Raw genomic sequence first — 13,703 nt, forward strand, 5'->3', positions numbered from 1 at the left:
GCCGGTCGGGTAGGCCCGCCAGGGCCGTATCGAAACCCGGTTCCCGGCGGGAAACCGTCACTCGTGCGGGGTCTCGACACGCTCGTTCCTCGCTACTCGACCAGCGAGACCGGGCCGGACCGCGGAGCGCCAGCGACCGAAGCCAACGCGGCGGGAAGACCCCGCGAGCATCACCAGATCGTGACGCGCTCCTCGGGCGGCAGCCAGGCGGCATCCGCCTCGGTCACGTCGAAGGCGTTGTAGAACTCGTCGATGTTGCGCACGATCTGGTTGCAGCGGAACTCGTTCGGCGAGTGCGGGTCGATCGCGAGCAGGCGGATGACCTCCTCGTCGCGTCCCTTCATCTGCCAGGCCTGCGCCCAGCTGAGGAAGAAGCGCTGCGCGCCGGTCAGGCCGTCGATCACGGGAGGCTCCGCGCCGTCGAGCGAGATCAGGTAGGCCTTCCAGGCGATGGCGAGGCCGCCGAGATCGCCGATGTTCTCGCCGATGGTGAGCGCGCCGTTGACGTGGTGGTCCGGCACCTGGGCGGGCGCGAGGGCGTCGTACTGGGCGATGAGGGAGGCCGTGCGCTGCTCGAACGCGGCCCGGTCGGCCTCCGTCCACCAGTCGGTGAGGCGTCCGTCGCCGTCGTACTTGGAGCCCTGGTCGTCGAAGCCGTGCCCGATCTCGTGGCCGATCACGGCGCCGATCGCGCCGTAGTTGGCCGCGGCGTCCCTGGCCTCGTCGAAGAACGGCGGCTGCAGGATGGCGGCCGGGAAGACGATCTCGTTGAAGCCGGGGTTGTAATAGGCGTTGATCGTCTGCGGGGTCATGAACCACTCGTCGCGGTCGATCGGCTTGCCGATCTTGCCCAGCTCGCGGTTGAACTCGAACTCGCTGACCGCGCGCACGTTGCCGATCAGGTCGGTCGGGTCGATGCTGAGCGCCGAGTAGTCGCGCCACTTCACCGGGTAGCCGATCTTCGGCGTGAACTTGTCGAGCTTGTCGAGGGCCCGCTCGCGGGTCTCCGCGCTCATCCAGTCCAGCGTGGTGATCGACTGTCGGTAGGCCTCGACCAGGTTGGCGACCAGGCCGTCCATCGCGGTCTTCGCCGACTCGGGGAAGTGCTTCTCGACGTAGATGTGGCCGACGGCCTCGCCGAGCGCGCCCTCGACGAGGGAGACGCCGCGCTTCCAGCGCTCGCGCATCTCGGGGGTGCCGGTGAGCGTGCGGCCGTAGAAGTCGAAGTTCGCCTCGACGATCTCGGCGGTCAGGTAGGCGGCCGCGCCGCGGATCACCTGCCAGGACATCCAGTCGCGCCACTCGTCGAGGCGCTCCTCGACGAGCAGCTCGCTGAGCCCGCCGGTGAAGCTCGGCTGGCGCAGCACGAGCTCGTTGAACACGCCCGTCGGGGCGCCCATGGCGTCGCGCCAGATGGCGAGGTCGGCCTGGACGAGGCTCGCGGCATCCGCCCAGCTCATCAGGTTGTAGGTCTTCTCGCTGTCGCGGCTGGCGACGTTGTCCCAGTGCAGACCGGCGATCGCGGTCTCCAGCGCGAAGACGCGCGCTGCACGCTCGGCGGGCTCGCTCAGGCCGGCCAGGCGGAACATGCGCTCGAGGTGGGCCAGGTAGGCGGTGCGGATGTCGGCGAACTTCTCCTCGCGGAAGTAGCTCTCGTCCGGCAGCCCGATGCCGCCCTGCTCGGCGAACACGAGGTAGCGCTCCGGGTCGCCCGGGTCGTTGTCGACGAAGAGCTGGTAGAAGCCGCTGACGCCGGCCCGCTCCAGCTCGCCGAGGGCGGCGAGGAACTGCGGGATGGAGCTGACGGATGCCGCGACGGCCAGCTGGCCGGCGATCGGCGCGACGCCGAGGTGCTCGATGCGCTCCTCGTCCATGAAGCTGGCGAACAGGTCGCCGATCTTGCGCGCCTCGGTATCCGCCGGTGCGCCCTGCGACTCGTTGATGATGTCGCGCACGGCCTTCTCGGCCTCTTCGTGCAGCACGTAGAACGAGCCGTAGCGGGCCTTGTCGGAGGGGATCTCGGTGCGCGCGATCCACTTGCCGTTGACGTGTCGGAACAGATCGTCTTGCGGGCGCACGCCCGGGTCGAGTTCGTCGAGCACAATTCCGGAAGCAGTCGTCGCAGCGGTCATGGCCTCAGCCTATTGGGCGGGCCGCTCAGAACCGGAGGGATTCCGCCAGTGGCGAAGTGTCGGCAGCGGCCGAGGCGTGCGAAGCCGGGCCAGAACTGCTTCACTGGGAGAACTATGAAGACGCTGCTCAACATCATCTGGCTCGTGCTCAGCGGCTTCTGGCTGTTCCTCGGTTACATGCTGGCCGGCATCGTCTGCTGCATCCTGATCGTCACGATCCCCTGGGGCATCGCCTCGTTCCGCATCGGTGTGTACGCCCTCTGGCCGTTCGGCAAGACCGTCGTGAACAAGCCGACCTCCGGCGTCTGGTCGTTCCTCGGCAACGTGGTGTGGGTCATCGTCGCCGGGCTCTGGCTCGCGATCGGCCACATCGCCTCCGGCATCGCGCTCTGCATCACGATCATCGGCATCCCGCTCGGCATCGCCAACTTCAAGATGGTGCCCGTCTCGCTCGCCCCGCTGGGCAAGGAGATCGTCGACCTCTAGCGCGCGGCCGCCCTGCACTCTGACGGCGGATGCCGCGGGTGCAACTCGGTGCGCGGCCCGGTGCGGCTTGGGGGCGAACCCCGACGACTGCGGCATCCGGCACACATAGCGTTTTCTCTCGGTGCGGCTGACAATCGCTTCGCATCGACTCGGTTCAGGGATTCTTGCGCCTCTCCTCCCGCCTCCTGCGACGGGACCAGGCCCCCTCCGGTCGCACCTCCCCCGAGAAGAAAGTCACTATGTCCATCGCAGAATCGCCCGTATTCACCACGCTCGTCCCGCTGCACCCCGCCGCGTACGCCGAGTTGGCCGCCCGCATCGACGGCGTCGTCACGACGCCGAGCGACGCCGACTGGAACACCGCCAGACTCGCCTGGAACCTGAGCGCCGACCAGCGCCCCGACGCCGTCGTGGCCCCCCGCCACGCGGAAGACGTCCGCACCACGCTGCTCTTCGCCCGCGACCACCAGCTGCGCGTCGTCCCGCAGGGCACCGGCCACCTGGCCAGCCCGCTCGGCGATCTGGCCGGCAGCATCCTGCTCCGCACCGGCGGCCTCCTCGGCATCGACATCGACGCCGAGGAGCTCACCGTGCGGGTGGGCGCCGGCGTGCTCTGGGGCGACGTCACCGCGGCCCTGGCCGAGCGCGGGCTGATGGCCCTGGCCGGCTCCTCCCCCGATGTCGGCGTCGTCGGCTACCTGCTCGGAGGCGGCATCAGCTGGTTCGCCCGGAGCATGGGCCTGGCCGCCTCGCACGTGACCGCGATCGAGGCGGTCAGCGGCGATGGGCGGCTGTTGCGCGCGACGGCCGAGGAGGAGGGCGAGCTGTTCTACGCGCTCCGCGGCGGCGGCGGCAACTACGCCGTGGTCACCGCCATCACCTTTCGCGTCTTCGCCGTGCGCGACGCCTACGCAGGCATGATGATGTTCCCGATGGAACGGGCCGACGAGCTGCTCGGCGCCTGGGAGCGCTGGACCCGGGAACTCGACGAGAGCGCGATGACCTGCTTTCGGCTGATGCGGGTGCCCGACCTGCCCGAGCTGCCCGAGTTCCTGCGCGGGCAGAAGCTCGTCATCATCGACGGGGTCGTTGCCATCGAGCAGGCGGAGGGCGGGGCCGACCCGACGGCGCCCACCGGGCGCACAGCGGATGCCGGGCGCACAGCGGATGCCGAGGCGCTCCTGGCCCCGCTGCGCGCACTCGGCCCTTTCCTCGACACCTTCGGCGTCATGCCCGTCAGCCGGCTCGGCGAGCTGCACATGGACCCTCCGGGGCCAGTGCCGGGAACGGGCGACGGCGTGAACCTCGACGAGCTGCCGAGGGCCGCCATCGACGCGCTGCTCGGGCTGACCGGGCCCGACGCCCAGACCCCACTGATGGTCGTCGACATCCGCCACATCGGCGGGCAGCTCGCCATCGCGGCGCCGGACGGCGGCGCCGTCAACCGCCTGCACGGGCGCTTCCTTCTGTTCACGGGCGGCATGAGCCCGAGCCCTGCGGATGCCGCCGTGCTGCACGCCGCGGTGGCCAGGGTGCTCGAGGCGCTGGCGCCCTGGCAGGCCGCCGCGGACTACCTCAACTTCCGCGAGGTGGCCACCCCGGCCGAGCGGCTCTACCCGGTGGACACCCTGGCCCGGCTGCGCGCGGCGAAGCGCCGCTACGACCCGTCCGGCCGGATCCGCTCGGCGCACCCGCTGCAGTAGGGCCGCCCGCCGGCGCGCCGCCACCCGCCGGTTGAGCCTGTCGAACCGGAAACGGTTTCGACAGGCTCAATTCGCGTGCGACGTGTGGCGACCTAGGTCGCCACACAGGCTCAGGGCGCCCCCCGAGGCCATCGGCGACCGGCCCACCTACCGTGGGTTCTCGGTGCGGCTGGAAATCGCCTCGAATCGACCCGGTTCCGGCGCTTGCCCGACTCGACTCCCGCCCTCTGCGACGGGAGTTCCGGCATCCGGCCGCCTCTCACCAACCCGAGAAGAAGGCCACCATGACCAGTGCAGATTCCCCCGCTTTCCGCAGCGTCGCCCCCGCCGAGGCCTTCGCCGAACTGGCGGCACACATCGAGGGCGCCGTCACGACCCCTGCGGATGCCGGCTGGGATGCGGCCAGGCAGGCCTGGAACGTGGCCGCCGACCAGCACCCAGACGCCGTCATTGCGCCGAGCAGCGCCGAGGACGTGCAGGCGGCCATTCGGTTCGCCGAGCAGCACCAGCTGCGCGTCGTTGCGCAGAGCACCGGCCACCTGGCCGCCCCGCTCGGCGACCTGGCCGGCAGCATCCTCATCCGCACGGCCGGCCTGTCCAGCATCGACGTCGACCCGGAGGCCCTCACCGTGCGCGTCGGCGCCGGCGTGCTCTGGGCCGATGTCACGGCCGCCCTGGCCGAGCACGGCCTGATGGGCCTGGCCGGGTCCGCGCCCGACGTCGGCGTCGCCGGCTACCTGCTCGGCGGCGGTGTCAGCTGGTTCGCCCGGAGCCACGGCCTGGCCACCTCGCACGTGACCGAGATCGAGGCCGTCACCGGCGACGGGCGGGTGCTCCGCGCCAACGCAGATGAGGAGAGCGAGCTGTTCCACGCCCTGCGCGGCGGCGGAGGCAACTACGCCGTGGTCACCGCGATCACCATGCGCGCCTTCGCCGTGCGCGACGTCTACGCCGGCATGCTGCTGTTCCCGCTCGAGCGCGCCGACGAGGTGCTCACCGCCTGGGAGGCCTGGACCCGCGAGATCGACGAGACCGCCACGACGAGCCTCCGGCTGCTGCGGGTGCCGCCGCTGCCCGAGCTGCCGGAGTTCCTGCGCGGCCAGCGCTTCGTCGCCATCGACGGTGCGATCGCGGTCGAGCAGGCCGGCGGCGGCGCGGATGCCGCGGCATCCGACGCCGAGCGCTCGGCAGCGGCCGCGGCCACCCTCGCCCCGCTGCGCGCGCTCGGGCCGATCGTGGACACCTTCGGCCTGATGCCGGCCAGCAGGCTCGGCGAGGTGCACATGGACCCGCCCGGCCCGGTTCCCGGCGGTGGCGACGGCGCGAACCTCTCCGACCTGCCGCGCGCCGCGATCGAGCGGATCGTGGAGCTGGCCGGCCCGGACGTCGACTCGCCCCTGCTGGCCGTGGAGATCCGCCACCTCGGCGGCGCACTCGCGGTTCCCGCACCCGGCGGCGGCGCCGTGGACTCGCTGCACGGGCGCTTCCTGCTCTACGCGGTCGGCATCACCCCGACGCCGGAGGTGGCGGCGATGGTGGAGTCGGCGACGACCGCCGTGCTCGATGCGACGAGGGAGTGGCACAGCGGGATCGACTACATCAACTTCCGGGAGTCGCAGGTCGCGCCGGAGCGGCTCTACCCGGCGGCCACGCTCACCCGGCTGCGCGCGGCCAAGAAGCAGTATGACCCGGCGGGCCGCATCCACTCCGCCCACCCCGTGCACTAGCGCCGGGCCGCTGGGCCGGCGCAGAGCGCCGCAGGTGGCACAAAGCGCCGCCCGCGCCTCTCCGCTGGTCGAGTAGGCCCGCCAGGGCCGTATCGAGACCCGGTATCCCGCACGAAACCGAGCCGGGTGCGAGGTCTCGATACGCTCGTTCCTCGCTACTCGACCAGCGGGAACGTCAGGCTCCCGTCGGCTCGAGGGAGCGCCAGCGACCGAAGCCAACCCCCGCGCCACTTCCGCGCCCTCCGCGCCAGCCCAAATGGCGCAGATCGCCGAAAGTGGCGCAACGCCCCTGTCCGCTGGTCGAGTAGGCCCGCCAGGGCCGTATCGAGACCCGGTATCCCGCGCGAAACCGAGCCGGGTGCGAGGTCTCGATACGCTCGTTCCTCGCTACTCGACCAGCGGGAACAGGACTCCCCCGTTGGCTGCTCGACCAGCGGGAACGGGAGCGCCAGCGGCCCGAGCCAACCCGCGGGCGGCGCCTAGCCGCCGAGGGCGACGTCGCGGCGGCGCACCAGCACCGCGGCGAGCGCTGAGACCGCCACCGCGAGCGCCAGCATCACCCAGGCCGCGCTCCAGTCGACCGCGCCCGCCCCGGGCACCGAGACGACGACGGGAGTGTGCGAGAACGGGGACGCGTCGCGCACGGCATCTGGCAGCCCGAGCAGCCCGCCGAACTGGCCGATGCCGATCGCCAGGATGAGCACCACCCAGCCGAGCCAGACCGTCGCGCGCGGCAGCACGGCGAAGACGAGCGCCACGACAGCGAGCAGCACCAGCACGGCGGGCAGCTGGGCGAGCCCGGCCTGCGCAGCGACCGCGGCCCGGTCACCGACCCCGGCAGAGCGCGTGAGCCCGACGATCGCACCGAGCACGGCGACCGCCAGCACCAGCACGGCCGTCAGCGCGCCGAGCACCAGGTAGCTGGCAAACCAGCGGAGCCGCGTGATGCGCGTCGCGAGCACCATCTCGGCGGTGCCGGCCGCCTCGTCCTGGCGGGCGCGCACCATGGCCTGCACCGCACCGACCGCGGCGATGATGCCGACCAGGCTGAACATCGCGGCGGTGAACAGGTCGATGAAGGAGCCGGCGGCTCCCGGCCCCGCGAACGATTTCAGCGTGTTGCCGAGTGTGCTGCCCAGGTCGTCGGCCGCGCCGTTGCCGGCCTGCACCAGATCGACCATCGTCTGGCCGAGCGCGCCGATGAGCAGCCCGAAGAGGGCGCCGGCCACCATCCAGCCGACCACGGCATTGCGCTGCAGGCGCCAGGCCAGGCCGATCGGTCCGGCCAGGCCGGCGGGGGCGTGCAGCCGGCCCGGCCGCTCGGGGATCACGCTCGAGTCCACGTCGCGGTGCGCCTGCATCCAGAGCGACACGGCAACGAGCCCAGCGCCGAGCAGCACGCCCAGGGCGAGCGGCCAGGCGCGCTGGCCGTGCTGCTCGCCGGCGGAGAAGGGCGCGACGGCCTGCCCCCAGCCGATCGGGCTGAGCCAGCTCGGCCAGGACGCCGTCATGCTCACCCCGTCGGGGTGCACGGTGCCCGTCGCGTCGCCAAGGCCGCGCAGCACGTAGGAGACGGTCACGACGGCCGCCGCGAGGCCGTTCGCGCCGCGCGAGGTGCGCATGAGCTGGGCGCAGAACAGGCCGACGCCGAGGAAGGCGATGCCGGTCACGGCGAGCGCGGCACCGGCCAGCCAGCTGCCGGCGGCATCTGCCCCGCCGGCCAGGTAGCCCGCGGCGGAGACCAGGCCGATCACGAGGCTGAGCACGATGCCCTCGATCACGGTCGCGACGATCGGCGTGCTGCGGCCGGCCGGCGTCGCCCCGACCAGCTCGGCCCGGCCGGACTCCTCCTCGGCCCGGCTGTGCCGCACAGCGAGGAAGGTCTGCATCAGGCCGATCAGCACGCCGAGGAAGGCGAACAAGAGGAAGAACTGGAAGGCGTCGGCGGCGGGGCCCTGCGGGGTGCCGCGCAGCATCAGCACGGCGGGAGTCGACTGGATCAGCTTCAGCACCTCAACCCGCTGCGCCTCCGTGCCGTAGGTGCCGACGACGGCCGCGTTGCCGACGTAGGCGAGCAGCGCGAAGCCGGCCACCCAGGCGAGCAGCTGCACCCGGTCGCGGCGGAAGCGCTGCGCCACGAGCGGCAGCAGCGTGTGCGGCGGCCTGCGGCCTGCGGATGCCGGGGCGAGGGCGCCGGCCGATCCGACGCGCCCCGCCGACGCGTGCGTGGCGGTCATCGTCGCGCCTCCTCGGTCTCCCCCTCGGCATCCGCCCGGGCATCCGGCCCATAGTGCCGGAGGAAGAGCTCCTCCAGCGACGGCGGGTTCACGGTGACGCCGGCCACGCGCAGCTCGGCGAGCGCACCGAGCACCCGCGGCATGTCGTCGCTGTCGGCGGTGAAGCGCACCCGCCCGCCATCGCGCACGAGTCCGTGCGCCGCGGGAATGCGGGCTAGCTGCTCCGGCGTGACCTCACCCGCCTCCCCCACCGCGGCGAAGGCGATCTCGGTGCGGGTCAGGTGCCGCAGCTCGGCCAGCGTGCCGCTCTCCACGGTGCGGCCGGCGCGGATGATGCTCACCCGGTCGCAGAGATGCTCCACCTCGCTCAAGATGTGGCTGCTGAGCAGCACGCTCGCCCCGTCGCCCAGCTGCAGGGCGATCTGCTCACGGAACACCGCCTCCATCAGCGGGTCCAGCCCCGAGGTGGGCTCGTCGAAGATGTACAGCTCGGCCGGGGTGGCGAGCGCCGCGATCAGCGCGACCTTCTGCCGGTTGCCCTTGGAGTAGGTGCGGGCCTTCTTCGACGGGTCGAACTGGAAGGCCGCGACGAGTGCCTCCCGCCTAGCGGCATATGCGTGCTTGTCTGCATCGCCGCCGCGCAGCCGGGTCAGCAGGTCGATGGCCTCGCCGCCGGAGAGGTTCGGCCACAGGCTCACGTCGCCCGGCACGTAGGCGATGCGCGCGTGCAGCGCGGCCGCATCCGCCCAGGGGTCCTGCCCGAAGACGGATGCCGAGCCGCCGGATGCCCGCATCAACCCGAGCAACACCCGGATCGTCGTGGACTTGCCGGCGCCGTTCGGCCCGAGGAAGCCATGCACCTCGCCGCGGGCGACGCTGAGGTCGAGGCCGTCGAGCGCCGCCACCCGTCCGAAATGCTTCTGCAGACCCCGCGTCTCAATCACAGGGATCCCACCGACCGGGGTGTCCGTCACCGTGCTCATATTCGTGACGCTACGCCGCTCGGCGGCCACTGGGGAGCATTCTGACGAATTCCTTACGACCATCGCGCGCTCTAGGCTCGGAGCATCACTCTCTTCCGCCGCCGCCCCATCGATCGCGAGATCCTGCGCCTCGCCGTGCCCGCGCTCGGCGCGCTCATCGCCGAGCCGCTGTTCTTGCTCGCCGACTCCGCGATGATCGGCCACCTCGGCGCCGTGCCGCTGGCCGGCCTGGGCATCGCCAGCGCCGTGCTGCAGACGATCATCGGGCTCATGGTGTTCCTCGCCTACAGCACCACCCCGGCGGTCGCCCGCCGGCTCGGCGCCGGCGACGAGCGGGGCGCCGTGGCATCCGGCATCGACGGCCTCTGGCTCGCCAGCGGCCTCGGAATCGTGCTGGCGATCGCCGGCTGGTTCGCCACACCCTGGCTGGCCGGGCTGTTCGGCGCCGAGCAGGCCGTCACCGAGCAGGCCGTGATCTACCTCGGCATCTCGATGTTCGGGTTGCCGGCCATGCTGGTGGTCTTCGCGGCGACGGGCCTGCTGCGCGGCCTGCAGGACACCCGCACCCCGCTCTACGTCGCCGGCCTCGGCTTCGCCGCCAACATCGTGCTGAACTTCCTCTTCATCTACGGGCTCGGGCTCGGCATCGCCGGCTCGGCGTTCGGCACCGTCGTGGCGCAGTGGGGCATGGCCGCGGTCTACCTCGTGGTCTCCGCCCGGCACGCCCGGCGCGTGGGGGCCGGGCTCCTCCCGCACCACGCCGGCGTGCTCGGCGGCGCGGCCTCCGGCGGCTGGCTGTTCCTGCGCACGGTGAGCCTGCGCGCGGCGATGCTGCTCGCGGTGTTCACCGCGACGGGCCTCGGCTCCGACGAGCTGGCCGCCTTCCAGATCGCGATGACCCTGTTCGCCACGCTCGCCTTCGCGCTGGACGCCCTCGCCATCGCCGCCCAGGCGCTCGTCGGCAAGGGCCTCGGCGCCGGCGACACCGCCAGCGTGCGCGCCGTGCTCGCCCGCTGCCTGCAGTGGGGCATCGGCGGCGGCGCCGTGCTGGGCCTGCTCGTGATCGCGGCGAGCGGCGTGCTCGGCCTGGTGTTCACCAGCGATCCGAATGTTGCCGGGCTGCTGCCGCCGGCCCTCATCGTGCTCGGGCTCTCCGTGCCCCTTGGCGGGCTCGTCTTCGTGCTGGACGGCGTGCTGATCGGCGCCGGCGACGCGCGCTACCTGGCGCTCACCGGCATCCTGAACTTCGCGGTCTTCGTGCCGCTCGCCCTGCTCGTGCAGCAGCTGGCGAGCCCGGATGCCGCGGGCCTGGCCTGGCTGATGGCGGCGTTCTCGTTCGGCTACCTCGGCGCCCGCGCGATCACGCTGGGCCTGCGCGCTGCGGGATCGCGCTGGATGGTCGTCGGCGGGGCGCGGGCCTAGGCCGGCCGCCGACGACCACCCGGGTCGCGACTACAGGCTGATGAGCCCGCCGGTGGTGCTGCGCGCGCGCTCGAAGCGGGCGGCGACGTTCTGCCAGTCGACGATGTTCCAGAAGGCGCTCACGTAGCTCGCGCGCACGTTCTGGTAGTCGAGGTAGTAGGCGTGCTCCCAGACGTCGAGCATGAGCAGCGGCACGAGGCCCGCGGGGAGGTTGCCCTGCTGGTCGTAGAGCTGCACGATGATCGGCTGCTGGCCGAGGGTGTCCCAGGCGAGGATCGCCCAGCCGGAGCCCTGCACGCCGAGCGCCGTGGCCGTGAAGTGCGCCTGGAACTTCTCGAAGGAGCCGAAGGCGTCGTCGATGGCCGCGGCGAGCTCGCCGACCGGCTTGTCGCCGCCGTCCGCGGACATGTTGGTCCAGAAGATGGAGTGGTTGACGTGCCCGCCGAGGTTGAAGGCGAGGTCCTTCTGCAGCTTGTTGACGTTGGTCAGGTCACCCGAGTCGCGGGCCTCGGCCAGCTGGGCGATGGCCGTGTTGGCGCCGGTGACGTAGGCCTGGTGGTGCTTGCTGTGGTGCAGCTCCATGATGCGCCCGCTGATGGCCGGCTCCAGCGCCGCGTAGTCGTAGCCCAGCTCGGGGAGTGTGTAGAGAGACATCGTTTCCTTTCAATCGGGCGCGCAGGTGCGCCCGGCCTGGTGATGACGGGAGGGGTGAAGTCGGGGGGCTCTCAGCCCAGGATGCTGTGCTCTTGCAGCCCGTGGAAGTTGCGGTCGTGGTAGACCAGCGGGTTGCCCTCGATGCCCTCGTCGATCTCGAGTACCTCGGCGACAACGAGCGTGGAGGCGCCGACCGCGACCGTGTTCACGATGGCGCAGCGCATCATCACCGCGGCATCCGGCAGCAGCGGCTCGCCGGTCCCGCGGGTGGTCCAGCCCTGCTCCTCAACGAAGCGCGGGGCGCCGCTGACGGCGAAGGAGCGGGCAATCTCGACGTTCTCCGAGCGCAGCAGGTGCACGACGCAGGTGGGCGCGGCCAGAATGCTCCCGGCCGATCCGGCCGTCGTCGTGACCGAGAACACCAGCACGGGCGGTGCGGCCGAGACGGATGCGACGCTCGAGGCGGTCAGGCCGACCGGGCCGTCCGGGCCCTCAGCGGTGATCACGGCGACCCCGGCGGGGTGCCGGCGGAACGCCGCTTTGAACTGATCGACCATTGTTGCGGCGGCATCCTGGGCCATTGTGCTCCTGTTCACGCGCGGCAGCGAAGATTGTGCACCGCACATCCGTAACGCTAACATCTCAAGTGCACTTGAGATCAAGGAGAACGTAACAATGGCGGTTGACCCCGCAACATCCGACCTGCTGCCGATCGGCCAGATCGCCCGGCGAGCCGGAGTTCCGGTGTCGACGGTGCGCTACTACGAGTCGATCGGGCTGCTCCCCTCTGTGCGTTCGGCCGGCAACACCCGCCAGTTTCCGCGGCACGTGCTGCGCCGCATCGCCTTCATCCAGATCTCGGTGCGCTACGGCGTCAGTCTGAGCGAGGTCGCCGAGATCCTGGCAACGCTGCCGGAGGAGCACCCGCCGACCCGCGCGGACTGGAAGCGCATCTCCGCCCGCTGGTCGGAGCACCTGGCCCGCCAGCAGGCCATCCTGGCGCGCATGCAGGAGGAGCTGACCGGCTGCATCGGCTGCGGCTGCCTGTCGCAGACGCGGTGCGCCGTCGTGAACTCGCGCGACCGGCTCGGCGACGACGGCCCGGGGCCGCGCCGGGTGCTGGATGCCGGCCTCGGGGCGTGAGCGCTCGGCCCGCTGAGCGCGCCCCATCGTTTGACCTCAAGCGCACTTGAGCTCGTACGGTGAAGGCATGACCTACGTGATCGCACTGCCGTGCGTCGACCTCAAAGACAAGGCGTGCATCGACGAGTGCCCCGTTGACTGCATCTACGAGGGAGCCCGCTCGCTCTACATCCACCCCGACGAGTGCGTGGACTGCGGGGCCTGCGAACCGGTCTGCCCGGTCGAGGCCATCTACTACGAGGACGACCTGCCCACCCAGTGGCAGGACTACTACACGGCGAACGTCGAGTTCTTCTCCGAGATCGGTTCGCCGGGCGGTGCCGCCCGGAGCGGCGCCCTGTCGTTCGACCACCCGATCATCGCCGCGCTGCCCGCCCAGCAGCACTCCGCGTAGCGCGCGCCCGCTGGCCCCTCTCGTTGGCTCGAGGGAGCGCCCCTCCCGTTGGTCAGAGGGAGCGCCCCTCCCTTGAGACAGAGGGAGCCCCCCCTCCCGGTTGGCTCGAGGGAGCGCCAGCGACCGAAGCTAAGGCTGCCGCTCACCGTTGGTCGAGTAGGCCCGCTAGGGCCGTATCGAGACCCGGTTCCCAGCGAGGACCGTTTCTCGCGCGAGGTCTCGATACGCTCGTTCCTCACTACTCGACCAGCGGGATGGGCTCCCCGGCTTCGGTCGCTCGTTCCTCGCTCCCTCCAGCCGACGTGGAAGAGGAGCGGGACGCGCTCCTCCCCGCTGGCTCGAGGGAGCGCCAGCGACCGAAGCCAAGGCTGCCGCTCCCCGTTGGTCGAGTAGGCCCGCCAGGGCCGTATCGAGACCCGGTTCCCAGCTGGGACTGTTTCTCGTGCGAGGTCTCGATACGCTCGTTCCTCGCTACTCGACCAGCGGGATGGGCTCCCCGGCTTCGGTCGCTCGTTCCTCGCTCCCTCCAGCCGACGTGGAAGGGGAGCGGGGCGCGCTCATCCCCGTTGCCTCGAGGGAGCGCCAGCGACCGAAGCCAAGGCTGCCGCTCACCGTTGGTCGAGTAGGCCCGCCAGGGCCGTATCGAGACCCGGTGCCCAGCGGGGACCGTTTCTCGCGCGAGGTCTCGATACGCTCGTTCCTCGCTACTCGACCAGCGGGATGGGCTCCCCGACCACGCCGACCCCCCCGGCTTCGGGCGCTGCGCTGCTCCTCCGTCGCGGCGCGGCACCCTCGAGCCGACGCGAGAGCACCCGTTGGCTC

General features: G+C 71.6%; 11 protein-coding genes. 6 read left to right on the plus strand and 5 right to left on the minus strand.

The window, feature by feature from the left end; genetic code table 11:
• Positions 1–170: 170 nt before the first annotated feature.
• Entirely contained in the window at positions 171–2,132 is a 1,962-nt protein-coding gene (locus GY24_RS14975; protein ID WP_104477115.1) for a M13 family metallopeptidase, read from the minus strand.
• A gap of 114 nt (positions 2,133–2,246) precedes the next feature.
• Here GY24_RS14975 and GY24_RS14980 point away from each other — a divergent pair, with 114 nt between their 5' ends.
• The 3 genes from GY24_RS14980 (at position 2,247) to GY24_RS14990 (ending at position 6,048) form a co-directional block, all read left to right on the plus strand.
• Entirely contained in the window at positions 2,247–2,618 is a 372-nt protein-coding gene (locus GY24_RS14980; protein WP_104477118.1) for a YccF domain-containing protein, read from the plus strand.
• Positions 2,619–2,857: 239 nt separating this feature from the next.
• Complete coding sequence (locus GY24_RS14985) at positions 2,858–4,321, plus strand: FAD-binding oxidoreductase (protein WP_104477120.1); 1,464 nt, start codon at positions 2,858–2,860, stop codon at positions 4,319–4,321.
• Positions 4,322–4,605: 284 nt separating this feature from the next.
• Positions 4,606–6,048, plus strand: a complete 1,443-nt coding sequence (locus GY24_RS14990) for an FAD-binding oxidoreductase (protein ID WP_104477122.1) — start codon at positions 4,606–4,608, stop codon at positions 6,046–6,048.
• A 479-nt stretch (positions 6,049–6,527) separates the two neighbouring features.
• Here GY24_RS14990 and GY24_RS14995 read toward each other — a convergent pair whose 3' ends face one another.
• Complete coding sequence (locus tag GY24_RS14995; protein WP_104477124.1) at positions 6,528–8,285, minus strand: ABC transporter permease; 1,758 nt, start codon at positions 8,283–8,285, stop codon at positions 6,528–6,530.
• A complete protein-coding gene (locus tag GY24_RS15000) occupies positions 8,282–9,268 on the minus strand; it encodes an ABC transporter ATP-binding protein (RefSeq protein ID WP_193953614.1) in 987 nt (328 codons plus the stop codon). The genes GY24_RS14995 and GY24_RS15000 overlap by 4 nt, the downstream gene beginning before the upstream one ends.
• 135 nt (positions 9,269–9,403) lie before the next feature.
• On the opposite strand from GY24_RS15000, the gene GY24_RS15005 reads away from it, so the two are divergent.
• Positions 9,404–10,690, plus strand: a complete 1,287-nt coding sequence (locus GY24_RS15005; protein WP_104477126.1) for an MATE family efflux transporter — start codon at positions 9,404–9,406, stop codon at positions 10,688–10,690.
• 30 nt (positions 10,691–10,720) lie between these two features.
• Here GY24_RS15005 and GY24_RS15010 read toward each other — a convergent pair whose 3' ends face one another.
• Both GY24_RS15010 and GY24_RS15015 read right to left on the minus strand, forming a co-directional pair.
• The gene (locus tag GY24_RS15010) at positions 10,721–11,344 is read right to left on the minus strand and encodes a superoxide dismutase (protein WP_104477129.1); all 624 of its coding nucleotides are present in this window, start codon (positions 11,342–11,344) and stop codon (positions 10,721–10,723) included.
• A gap of 71 nt (positions 11,345–11,415) precedes the next feature.
• Positions 11,416–11,940 carry a flavin reductase family protein gene (locus GY24_RS15015; protein ID WP_233279401.1) on the minus strand — a complete coding sequence of 175 codons (525 nt, stop codon included), beginning with the start codon at positions 11,938–11,940 and terminating at the stop codon, positions 11,416–11,418.
• A gap of 79 nt (positions 11,941–12,019) precedes the next feature.
• Here GY24_RS15015 and soxR point away from each other — a divergent pair, with 79 nt between their 5' ends.
• On the plus strand, positions 12,020–12,487 hold the full coding sequence (gene soxR, locus GY24_RS15020) for a redox-sensitive transcriptional activator SoxR (RefSeq protein ID WP_104477134.1): 468 nt from the start codon (positions 12,020–12,022) through the stop codon (positions 12,485–12,487).
• 67 nt (positions 12,488–12,554) lie between these two features.
• The gene (gene fdxA / locus GY24_RS15025) at positions 12,555–12,881 is read left to right on the plus strand and encodes a ferredoxin (protein ID WP_104477136.1); all 327 of its coding nucleotides are present in this window, start codon (positions 12,555–12,557) and stop codon (positions 12,879–12,881) included.
• Positions 12,882–13,703 lie beyond the last annotated feature (822 nt).

Origin of the sequence: Microterricola pindariensis (genome assembly GCF_002936985.1) — a bacterium.
In the GTDB taxonomy this organism is placed as follows: Bacteria; Actinomycetota; Actinomycetes; order Actinomycetales; family Microbacteriaceae; genus Microterricola; species Microterricola pindariensis.

Coding starts and splice junctions, on each gene's coding strand:
- fdxA (WP_104477136.1), top strand. CDS start 12,555: ATGACCTACGTGATCGCACTGCCGTGCGTCGACCTCAAAGACAAGGCG.
- GY24_RS14990 (WP_104477122.1), top strand. CDS start 4,606: ATGACCAGTGCAGATTCCCCCGCTTTCCGCAGCGTCGCCCCCGCCGAG.
- GY24_RS14985 (WP_104477120.1), top strand. CDS start 2,858: ATGTCCATCGCAGAATCGCCCGTATTCACCACGCTCGTCCCGCTGCAC.
- GY24_RS14980 (WP_104477118.1), top strand. CDS start 2,247: ATGAAGACGCTGCTCAACATCATCTGGCTCGTGCTCAGCGGCTTCTGG.
- GY24_RS15010 (WP_104477129.1), bottom strand. CDS start 11,344: ATGTCTCTCTACACACTCCCCGAGCTGGGCTACGACTACGCGGCGCTG.
- GY24_RS14995 (WP_104477124.1), bottom strand. CDS start 8,285: ATGACCGCCACGCACGCGTCGGCGGGGCGCGTCGGATCGGCCGGCGCC.
- soxR (WP_104477134.1), top strand. CDS start 12,020: ATGGCGGTTGACCCCGCAACATCCGACCTGCTGCCGATCGGCCAGATC.
- GY24_RS15000 (WP_193953614.1), bottom strand. CDS start 9,268: ATGAGCACGGTGACGGACACCCCGGTCGGTGGGATCCCTGTGATTGAG.
- GY24_RS14975 (WP_104477115.1), bottom strand. CDS start 2,132: ATGACCGCTGCGACGACTGCTTCCGGAATTGTGCTCGACGAACTCGAC.